At 71.6% G+C, this 10,178-nt stretch carries 7 protein-coding genes and 1 pseudogene; 2 read left to right on the top strand and 6 right to left on the bottom strand.

The features are described 5' to 3' along the window. The 5 genes and pseudogenes from E6O51_RS01930 to E6O51_RS01905 all read right to left on the bottom strand — a co-directional run. Positions 1-220 (bottom strand): annotated as a pseudogene (locus tag E6O51_RS01930) (hypothetical protein); the annotation flags it as partial. Then, the gene (locus E6O51_RS01925; protein ID WP_136383275.1) at positions 217-675 is read right to left on the bottom strand and encodes an ExbD/TolR family protein; all 459 of its coding nucleotides are present in this window, start codon (positions 673-675) and stop codon (positions 217-219) included. The gene E6O51_RS01925 and the pseudogene E6O51_RS01930, both read right to left, overlap by 4 nt. A gap of 14 nt (positions 676-689) precedes the next feature. Beyond that, positions 690-1,448, bottom strand: coding sequence for a protein TolQ (gene tolQ, locus E6O51_RS01920; RefSeq protein ID WP_136383274.1), 759 nt, complete (start codon positions 1,446-1,448; stop codon positions 690-692). 254 nt (positions 1,449-1,702) lie between these two features. Beyond that, the gene (locus E6O51_RS01910; RefSeq protein ID WP_136383272.1) at positions 1,703-3,670 is read right to left on the bottom strand and encodes a phytase; all 1,968 of its coding nucleotides are present in this window, start codon (positions 3,668-3,670) and stop codon (positions 1,703-1,705) included. A gap of 107 nt (positions 3,671-3,777) precedes the next feature. Then, positions 3,778-6,246 carry a TonB-dependent receptor gene (locus E6O51_RS01905; RefSeq protein ID WP_136383271.1) on the bottom strand — a complete coding sequence of 823 codons (2,469 nt, stop codon included), beginning with the start codon at positions 6,244-6,246 and terminating at the stop codon, positions 3,778-3,780. 380 nt (positions 6,247-6,626) lie between these two features. Between E6O51_RS01905 and E6O51_RS01900 the strand changes: the two genes are divergently transcribed. Both E6O51_RS01900 and E6O51_RS01895 read left to right on the top strand, forming a co-directional pair. Further along, on the top strand, positions 6,627-7,574 hold the full coding sequence (locus E6O51_RS01900) for a GGDEF domain-containing protein (protein ID WP_168735156.1): 948 nt from the start codon (positions 6,627-6,629) through the stop codon (positions 7,572-7,574). A gap of 11 nt (positions 7,575-7,585) precedes the next feature. Beyond that, the gene (locus E6O51_RS01895; RefSeq protein WP_136383270.1) at positions 7,586-8,635 is read left to right on the top strand and encodes an AraC family transcriptional regulator; all 1,050 of its coding nucleotides are present in this window, start codon (positions 7,586-7,588) and stop codon (positions 8,633-8,635) included. Between the two features lie 240 nt (positions 8,636-8,875). Here the strand turns inward: E6O51_RS01895 and E6O51_RS01890 are convergent, their stop codons facing one another. Further along, positions 8,876-10,063, bottom strand: a complete 1,188-nt coding sequence (locus E6O51_RS01890) for an ABC transporter substrate-binding protein (RefSeq protein WP_136383297.1) — start codon at positions 10,061-10,063, stop codon at positions 8,876-8,878. Positions 10,064-10,178 lie beyond the last annotated feature (115 nt).

Raw genomic sequence — 10,178 nt, 5'->3', positions numbered from 1 at the left:
CGGGCGGCGGGACAGCCTCGGGCGGCGCGGGCCGGGGCGGCGCCGGGCGGGGCAGCGTCACCAGGCGGGCTTCGATGGACGGGGCGCGGACCGGCTGCGGCGCTGCCGTCCACACGTCGGCGGCCAGCACCAGGGCCAGCGCCAGCGCGCCGTGCAGCAGCACCGAGCCGGCGACGGCGGTCAGCCGTCCGTCCCATGGCGCGGCGAGGGCGCAACTCACTGCGCCGGCTCCTCGGTGAGCAGGCCGATGCGGCTCACGCCGCCGCGCTGCAGCGCGGCCATGCCGGCCACCACGGTGCTGTAGTCGGTGCGGCCGTCGGCGCGGATGTAGACCTGGGTGTCCGGATGGGCGGCGGTGATGGCGGCGATCTGCGGCACCATCGCGTCCACGCCGTCGGCACCGCCGCTGCGCGTGTGGATGTCGATGTCCTCGCCCAGATGCCAGTGGTAGCGCCCGTCGGCGGTCACCGACAGGGTCAGGATGCGCTGGCGGGCGTCCACGGGCAGCGGCACAGCGGAGACCTTGGGCAGTTCCAGCGCCACGCCCTGGGTGAGCACGGGCACGGTGACCATGAAGATCACCAGCAGCACCAGCATCACGTCGATGTAAGGCACGACGTTCATTTCCGCCTTGGGCTGGTGGGCGGGGGCGGCGTGACGGCGGCAGCGGCGCATGGCGGGCTCCCGATTCAGATCGGCAGGCCGCTGGCGGGTACGGCGGTGCTGCCCGGTGCCGTGCCGCCGTGCCGGCGCAGGTGCCGGTGCAGGCGGGTTTCCAGTTCGCTGGCGAAGGCCTCGAAGCGCGCCGACAGGGCGCGCACCCGCGCGGACAGGCGGTTGTAGGCCATCACCGCGGGAATCGCGGCGAACAGGCCGATGGCGGTGGCGACCAGGGCCTCGGCGATGCCCGGCGCCACGGTGTTGATGCTCACCTGCTGGACCTGGGACAGGCCGATGAAGGCGTTCATGATCCCCCACACGGTGCCGAACAGGCCGATGTAGGGGCTCACCGAGCCCACCGTGGCGAGGAAGCTCAGGCCCTGTTCCAGGCGTTCCTGTTCCTCGGCGATGGCCACGTGCAGGGCCCGGTCCACGTCGTCGAGCACGATTTCCGCATCGTCCTCGCCGCTCTCCAGTTGGTGCATGAACGCGGCGCAGCCGGCGTGGAAGATGCGCGGCAGGCCGTCCTCGTCCGCTGCGGGCCGCGCCTGCCAGGCGGACGGCGGCGTGCGGTGCAAGGCGACGGGGTCCGCATGGCGGCGGAAATCCTCCAGGCAGGCGCGCTGGCGGCCGTACGCGCGGCGCAGCACCGCGCCGCGCAGGAAGATCACCGCCCAGCTCGCCACCGAGGCGAGGAGCAGGATCAGCATGACGGCCTGCACGAGGGGGCTGGCGTCGGCGACCAGCGACCAGATGCTGAGGGGGGAGGAAGGAAGGGGTGCGGACATGGGTGTTCTCCGGGCCGCCCGGCGGGGGCCGGGCGGTCGCCTGGTGGGATTGAAGCAGGGTGGTTTGTCGGGAAGATGACCGTTTCAGGCTAGCCAGACGGCAAGGCACGGCCTGCCCCCTCTCCCCTTGTGGGAGAGGGCTGGGGAGAGGGGGCGTCCCGCAGGGACGCAGGCTCGGTGCTGGCACGGCGGCCCCCTCTCCCCCGGCCCCTCTCCCGCGAGGGGAGAGGGGAGAAGTGGTTTGCAGGATTGGCTCACGGCTCCAGCCCGAGGGCGCGAACCACGTCCGCCCAGGGCAGGTACTTGTAGTTCTGCGGCCCTTCCGGCATGCGCTTGCGGCCGTCCTGCACCACCAGCAGGCCTTCGGACCAGAGGCCGCCCAGGTTCGCGGAGGTGACCTCCAGGCCGTCGGTCTCCGAAGCGCCGTCGATGCCGGCCCCGGCGTTGAGGCCGATGCGGAAGGCGCCGCGCAGGGCGTAGGGCGGGGTGGCGTCGAGCACCACGTAGCTGTCGTTGCCCTGGCTGGAGATGACCAGGTAGTCGCGGCTCTTGCCGTGGTACAGCGCCAGGCCCTCGATGTCGTCCTGCACGACATCGCCCACGGCGATGACCTGCTCCGGCGCGGCGGGCGCGTCGGCGCGGGCATCCAGGGCCCACACGGCCACGTCCTCCTCGCCGACGAAGAGGCGCTCGCGGCGGTCGTCGGCCACGCAGCCTTCGGGCTGGGAGGCCACGGCGAAGCGGCGCACCAGTTCGCCCTGCGGGCGGCCGTCGGGCGCGCTCAGGCGGTACTGCACGAAGCTGCCGTCCTTGTCGTTGGCGAAGGCGTGGATGTCCCCCTGGGCGTCCTTGAACAGGCACAGGCCGTAGATGTCCGTGAGCGGCGTGTCGATTTCGCCCAGCACCGTCAGCCGGCCGCTGTCGCGCTCGATGGCGAAGACGTGCAGGCTGTTGTGGTCCCGGTTGGTGGATACGGCCAGGTCCATCAGGCGGTCGCCGACCCGGAAGCCGGCGCGCACGTCCACGTTGTTCTGCCGGCCCACGCGCAGGTCCTGCACGGTGCGGCCGTGCAGGTCGTACACCACCAGGCCGCCCTGCTTGTCGGTGCCCAGCACCAGGCTGCGGCGCGGGTCGTCCGGGTGCAGCCAGATCGCCGGGTCGTCGGCGGCATCGCCCAGGCTGGGCACCGGGTCGGTCTGCACGCGCGCGGGCAGCACCGGCAGCGCGCGGGGCGCGGGCGGTGGTGCCGGCCGCCAGTCGATGCGCGCTTCGTGCCAGCCCTGGTCATCGCCGATCAGCAGTTCGGTGGCCGTGCCGTCGACGCGCGCCGCCAGCCATTCCGGCTCGCTCAGGCCGGGCAGCGCCAGCGGCGTTTCGGCCTGCCAGTCCTCGCCGTCGAAGCGGTAGCGGTGCAGGCGGCCGGCTTCCGGGTCCAGCGCCAGCACGCCGCCGGGCACGGCCGCCACGCCGGCGACGCTGCCCTGCACGCCGCCGAAGGGTGCGCGCAGGTCCACCGGCTGGCGCTCCAGTGGCGCTTCCGCGTGGGCCGGGTAGGCCCACAGGCCGACGCCTTCCTCGTTCACGTAGAGCAGCCCGGCGCCGTCGTCCGCATGGCACAGCGTGGCCGCGGGCGGCAGGCCCAGGCTGCGCACCTGGCGGGCCTGGGCCAGCGGCGCGCCGCCCTGGCCGACCAGCCATTGCTCGCCCTTTCCTTCCTCGCCGACCAGGAAGGCGAACAGGTTGCCGGCCTCGTCGCGGTACAGGCACAGGCCGTCGATCTTGAAGTTCCGGCGCGGCAGGTAGAGGACTTCCCCCCAGCGCCGCGCGCCCATGTCGAGGGCGGCGACCACGGCCTGCTGGCGCACGGCGTCGATGCTGGCGACCAGCACGCCGTCCGCGCCGGCGCGGTGGTCCAGCCCCTCGTAGCGGCCGTCGAGGCGGGCCAGGCTGCGGCCGGATGCGTCCAGCCATTGCAGGCCCTCGCGTTCGCTGGCGAGCAGGCGCTGGCGCGGCTCGCCGGGTGCCGCACCGGCAAGCCACTGGGCGGCTTCCACGTCCTGCACGGCGGGCGTCCAGGGCGTGGTCTGCAGTGCCGGCGCGGCGTCCGCCGCGGGGGCGTCGTGGTTCGCGCGCTCGGCGCAGCCCGCCAGCGCCAGGGCGCAGGCGAGCGCGCCCAGGCGGCGGGGGAAGGGGAGGAGGGGGCAGGGATGCGGTCCTTTCATGCTTGTGTTGTAGGAGCGGCCTTGGCCGCGATTCGGCGGGTGGCGGAAGGCACGCCGCAATCGCGGGCAAGCCCGCTCCCACAGCGCCGCCGTTCCGGTGATGGAACTCAGAAGTCCGAGGTGAAGGTCAAGCCCAGCTTGTAGGCGCGGCCGTACTCTTCGTACTGGCTGTTGTAGGCGCGGCGATGGACGTAGGTGTAGTAGTTCTCGTCGGTCAGGTTCTGCGCCTCGAACGACAACTGCAGGCGCGGCGTGATGAAGTAGCGCACGCTGAGATCGACGAAGAGTTGGGAATCCGCCTGCAGGTCGTGCTGCGGATCGGCTATGCCGGCCACTTCGATCAGGCGCTCGGACTTGTAGTTGGCCGACAGGCGGATGCTGGCGCGGCGGTTCTCCCAGCCCAGCATGACGTTGGCCACCGTGTCGGCCTGGTTGGGCAGGTCGATCTTGCGCGAATGCCAGGCGCCGTCGGCCATGCCTTCGATGCGCGCGTCGGAGCGGCTGAAGGTGAGGTTGGTGCCCAGGATGAGGCCGTTCCACGGCGCCGGCAGGTGGTCGAGCTTCTGCGACCACGCCAGCTCCAGGCCGTAGACCTTGGCATCGTCCCCGTTGGCGAAGGTGTGGGCCTCGTCGAAGGCCGCCCATTCGCCCTGGCCGGCCACATCGACGCCGTAGGCGAAGTCGCGGATGTCCTTGTGGAAGAGATGCGCGGACATCACGCCGCTGCGCCCGAGATAACGCTCGATGCCCAGGTCCAGGTTGCGGGACTTGAGCGGCTTCAGGTTGGGGTTGCCGAATTCGGCCTCGTCGCCGTCGATGACGAAGCCCGGCGCCAGTTGGCCGAAGGTGGGGCGCACCACGGACTGGGTCCACGCCGCGCGCACCTGGGTCTGGCGGTCGATGCGGTAGCGCGCGTGCAGGCCCGGCAGCCAGTGGGAATCGGTGCGGCGGTGGCGGCTGGCCTCGAAGTCGCCGTCGCGCACGCCGGTGCCTTCGGCGCGCAGGCGGTCGCGCTCGTAGCGCAGGCCGGCGATGAAGGTCCAGTCGTGCCAGTCCAGGGTGTTCATCACGTAGGCGGCCTGGCGGTCCTCGCGGATGCGGAAGTCGTTGATGCGCGACTCCTCCTCGTCGTAGGCGCCGTCCCTGTCCAGCGTGGCGATCAGGTTGCGGATGGCCCGGTTGGAGATGCGCGGGCCGCCCAGGTTGTCGATGCTGCCGCGCGCGTACTGGTCCAGGCTCAGCGCGGCGCCGCCGAAGTCGTCGTACACCCAAACGTCCTCGTCGAAACGCTTGTCGCGCTTGCTGAACTTGGCGCCGAACTTGAGGCGCGAGGCGTGGCCGCCCAGTTCGAAGTCGCGCGCCAGATCCAGGCGCAGGGAGCGGATCTTGTCCGTGGCGTCGGAATCGGTGATCTCCACCTCGTCCAGCTCGTACTGGCTGGCGTCGTTGAAATCGGCGCCGCCCAGGGGGTAGGGCTTGTGCCCGGAGGTATAGCCCACGCCGTCGATGTCGCGCACGAAATCGGCGGCGCCGATGCCGTTCTTCAGCCGCTCGCTGGCCTTGCTCCAGGCTGCCTGGCCGCTCAGCGTCCACGCGCCCAGGCTGCGTTCGCCGCCCAGGGCGTAGGATTCCACGGTCTGGGTTTCCTTGCGCTGCTTCAGCGACCGCACCGCCTCCGCGTCGTCGCCGGATTCGCCCGCCAGCAGCGGATCGTCGAATTCCAGCCCCACGGACTGGCGCTCCTCGGTGTCGGCGAAGCGGCTGTACAGGGTGCGCAGGTAGTAGCTGGACGCGGCGTCGGGGCGGTAGTCGAAGTTCAGCCCCAGGCCGGTGCGCTCGCGGGTGATGTCGTAGCGGCGCGCCTCCAGCTCTTCCAGGCGGCCTCGCCCGTCGGCCTCGTCGAAATCCCAGGCCCCGCCGGTTTCCACGTTGTCGGAGCCGAACCTGCGGTCGTTCCAACTGAAGGCCGCGGCCACGCCGAAGTTGTCGGTGCCGCCGCCCAGGCTGAAGCGTTCGCTGACCGCGCCGGACAGTTTCGGGCTGGTCTTGTCCGTATTGCCGTCGTAGCCGCCTTCCGCGGTGAAAGTGTAGAAGCGCCCTTCGTGGTCGAAGGCCGACAGGCTGTCGATCTCCACCGTGCCGCCCAGGGAGTTGGCGTCCATGTCCGGGGTGAGCGTCTTCACCACCGACAGGGACTGGATCAGTTCGGACGGCAGCACGTCCAGCGCCACCGCGCGGGTGTCGCTTTCCGGCGCCGGCACCTCGGCGCCGTTGATGGTCACGCTGTTGAAGTCCGGTCCCAGCCCGCGCACGCTGACGAAGCGCCCTTCGCCCTGGTCGCGCTCCACCGACACGCCCGGCACGCGCTGCAGGGCCTCGGCGGCGTTGTCGTCGGGCAGCTGCGCCACGCCGTCGGCGTGCACCACGCTTTCGATGCGGTCCGAGGCGCGCTGCTTGCGCAGCGCCTGATCCAGGCTGGCGGCCTGGCCGATCACGTTCACGTGCTCGGTGGGCGGCGTCTCCTGGGCAAGGGCGGCGCCGTTCAGGCCGAGGATGGAAAGGGCCAGCAGTTTCATACAGGCATGGGGGCGGGCCGATTGCCGTACCCGGTTTTGCGTGGAGCGCCGCACGGTGAAGTCCTCTCGTGGATGAAGGAATGCGGCGGGACTATCGGGGGCGGGGGTTGCGGTTCGGTTACAGCGGCGGCGGACGGCGGAGGGCGCCCGACGGCCTGAGCCGATACGACCCGGCGCGGGTCCGGCTGTAGGAGCGGCCTTGGCCGCGATGCGGCGGTGGTTTCCTTTCAGGCCGCATCGCGGGCAAGCCCGCTCCTACCGGGTACGGGGCGCGATCGGGCCAAGGGGTCTTTTCGGCTGAGCCGATTCGACCCGCCATCGGTCACGTCCGCGTCACATCCGCCTGTTTCCATGCGCGCAGGCCACTCCTACTCCCCGCCGTGCAGAACACCCTCTCCCTCTTCCACCTCGCCGCCGCGCCCAGCCTGCGTCCGCACCGCTCCACCCTGGCGGCCCTGCTGCTGTGCGCCAACATCGGCCTGCTGCTCTATCTTGCCGCCGGCACCCCCGCAGGCTGGGCCGGGATCGACTGGCTGGACGTGGTCGGCGAGGGGGGCTCGGCGCTGCTCACCCTGGTCTGGCTCGTCATGCTGCTGCGCAGCCGCCCGCCGGGGCGGGTCACGCGCTGGCTGTCCGGCGGCCTCGGCTGTGTGTTCTTCTCCCTGTGGATGGACTGCCTGGACGAGTTCGTCAAGCTGCCGGATGCGGTCACCTGGGACAAATGGCTGGAATCCGGGCCCATGCCGGTGGGGCTGCTGCTGATCACCGTGGGCCTCTACCACTGGCATTGCGAGCAGCGGGCGATCAGCGCGCAGATGGAAAAGCGTGAACGCCTGTTCCGCGAGCACCGCCTGTTCGACAAGCTCACCCCCCTGGCAGGCGCCGAATACCTGCGCCGCCAGCTCGACCTGTCCCTGCGCCAGGCGCGCGCCGAACGCCGGCCCCTGTCGCTGGTGGCGCTCGACATCGACGATTTCGACGCCGTCAACCGCCGCTTCGGCCATGGGGAAGGCGACGCCCTGCTGCTGGCGCTCAGCCACCTGCTGCTGCTCAACCTGCGCCACCAGGACCTGCTCTGCCGCCTGGCCGGCGACCGCTTCGTGGTGCTGCTGCCGGACACCGGCGAGCGCGTCGCCCAGGACATCGCCTGCGAACTGGAAGCGGCGGTCGCCAGCTTCGCCTACCACACCCAGGGCCAGGACGAACGCCTGCGGCTGCGTGCCCGCACGGCCGCGCTGATGGCGGTGGACGAGGACGCCGAAACCCTGCTGCGCCGCCTCAACCTGGGCCTGCGCGACGAGCGGCGCGACACGCCGCCCGCCGCCTGACCGCCACGGTCATGGCTCCGCCGCGCGCCCCGGCGGCATCCTGGTACGAGTGCGACGAAGCCTTCATCCCCGCCCTCCACCAGCCCGCCGTCGCCATCGACCTGGCCCTGTCGCGCGGGCACTCGCTGCGCGCCATGCTGCGCGGCACGGGCATGACCGAAGACGCCCTGCGCGCCGGCCGGCTCCTCGTCAGCCCGCGGCAGTACCTGGCCCTGCTGGACAATCTGGAACGGCTGATGGACGCGCCCGACACCGGTTTCCTGCTCGGCCAGCGTCTGCTGCCGGGCCAGTACGGCGTACATAGCCAGGCCCTGCGGGGCGCCGCAGACCTGCTGGAAGCGCTGGAACGACTGGTGGCCGCCCGCGCCCTGCTGACGCCGCTACTGGCGCCGCGCCTGCACCTGGACGCCCGGCACGCCTGCCTGTACTGGGTGGATGCCTGCGGCTGCGGCGACCAGCGCCGCCTGCTGGTCGAGTCCGCCATGACCGCCGTGGTCGCCATGGCGCGCGCGCTCACCGGGCGGCGCCTGCCGTGGCAGTTCCACCTGGCCCATCCCCAGCCCCGCCACGTGGAACAGTACTGGGTGCACCTGGGCGACGACCTGCGCTTCGACTGCCGCATGGACCGCATCGGCATCGCCCGCGAACACCTGCACCAGCCCCTGCCCGACCACGCGGCCCTCGCCGGTCCGGCCGCCTGCGCGGCCAGCCGCGCACAAATCGCCGCCCTGCCGGGCGAGGCGGGTTTTCTCGACCGCGTGCACGAATACCTCTGCGCCCACAGCGGCTTGCCGCTCAACCTGGAGCGCGTGGCCGAAGCCTTCGGCACCAGCCCGGCGACCTTCAAGCGCAAGCTGCACAAGCACGGCACCACCTTCCAGGCCCAGTTCGACGCCGCCCGCACCCACGTCGCGCTGCACCTCTACGAGCGCGAGGGCCTGGGCAACGAGGCGGTGGCCGCGCGCCTGAGCTTCAGCGACACCACCAATTTCCGCCGCTCCTTCCGGCGCTGGACCGGCTGCGCGCCCAGCGAACTGCGGCGTCTGCTGCGTGGCGGCTGATCCGGCAGGTGAGGACCGTTGCGCCAGTCGGCGTTTCCAGGCCGATCGTACGAAATCACGCTTTTTTCCGCCTCCGCGGAAGTACCCCCTCTCCCCAGCCCTCTCCCGCGAGGGGAGAGGGAGAAAAACCGTGCCGGACGGACGCCCCGGGGACGAAACTCCCCTCTCCCCTCGCGGGAGAGGGGCCGGGGGAGAGGGGGCACAGCCGCCGACGGGCTCCCCAGCCCGTTCCGGCAGCGCTCAGCGCAGATACCCCGTCAGCAACTCCCAGCGCCCACCGCGGATTTGCGCCAGCCGCCCATGGCGGTTGCCCAGGTGGTCCCGGGGGGTGAAGCGGTATACCGGGCCGCCGAAGATGTCCGGCGCGCTTTCCAGGTTTTCCAGCGCGGCCACGAAGCGTTCCGTGGTGAGGTCCGGGCCGGCCTTTTCCGCCGCCTGCACGAAGAGGCCGGCCAGGGTATAGCCCATTACGCTCCACACGTTGGGTGCGGTGCCGAAGCGCTGGCGATAGCGTTCGATCCACGCCGCCAGCTCGGGGCTGGCGCCTTCCGCGTAGGGGTGGGGCAGCACCGCCACGCCGTACAGGCCTTCCACCGCCGCGCCGCCCAGCTCGTGGGTCTGGGACGAATAGCCGGAGGCCGTCACCAGCATGTCCACCTTCCAGCCCACCTTGCGCGCCTCGCTCATCACCGCCACGGTCTCCCGCACCACGGTGGCGAGCACCAGGAAGTCGCAGCCGGCCACGCGCAGGCGTGCCACCTGGCTGGAGAAATCGGTGGCGCCGCGCTTGTAGCTGGTGCGCTGGTGCAGCGGCCTGCCCAGCTTGCCGAGAGCGGCTTCCACGCCCTTCATCACCTCCAGACCGTAGTCGTCGTCCTGGTAGAGCAGGCAGGTGCGGGCGTAGCCCTTCGTTTCCACCATGTGGCGGGTGGCGGCCTCCATGTAGTCCTGGTAGGGCGCGAACATCTGGAATTTCAGCGGATGCAGCGGCGCGTAGGTGGATTCGTGGGGGGAAAAGGGGAACAGGTGCGGCCGCCCCGCCTCCACGATGGCCGGCATGCTCGCCATCACCACCGGCGTGCCCATGTTGGCCAGGAAGGCGAACACGCCCTCGCGCTGGATCAGCTTGCGCGCGGCCAGCACCGCCTTCTTGGGGTCGTAGGCGGCGTCCTCCACCGCCAGGCGCAGCCTGCGGCCGTGCACGCCGCCGGCGGCGTTGGCGTCCTCGAAGCGCAGCAGCATGCCGTCCCGCGTCGGCGCGCCCAGCGTGGCGATGGGGCCGGACAGGTCCTGGATGCTGCCGACCACGATCTCCTCGCGGCCCACTCCCGGCGCCTGGGCGGCGGCGGAGCAGGCCAGCAGGGCGAGGGCGGCGGCGAGCAGGGCGCGGAGATGGGGCTTGGGGGGCTTCGGGGACTCGGGGGGCATGGGGTTCATGGCGGTCTCGGAGGCGGGGGGGCGAGGGCCGCATTATCCCGTAATCCGTTCCGCCGTATCCGGTGCGGGCCGATCTTCGAAACCCGGGCAGCGGGCGGATGTGGCA

Origin of the sequence: Pseudothauera rhizosphaerae (genome assembly GCF_004801305.1) — a bacterium.
In the GTDB taxonomy this organism is placed as follows: Bacteria; Pseudomonadota; Gammaproteobacteria; order Burkholderiales; family Rhodocyclaceae; genus Pseudothauera; species Pseudothauera rhizosphaerae.
This window is presented reverse-complemented; position numbering and strand designations above follow the sequence as displayed.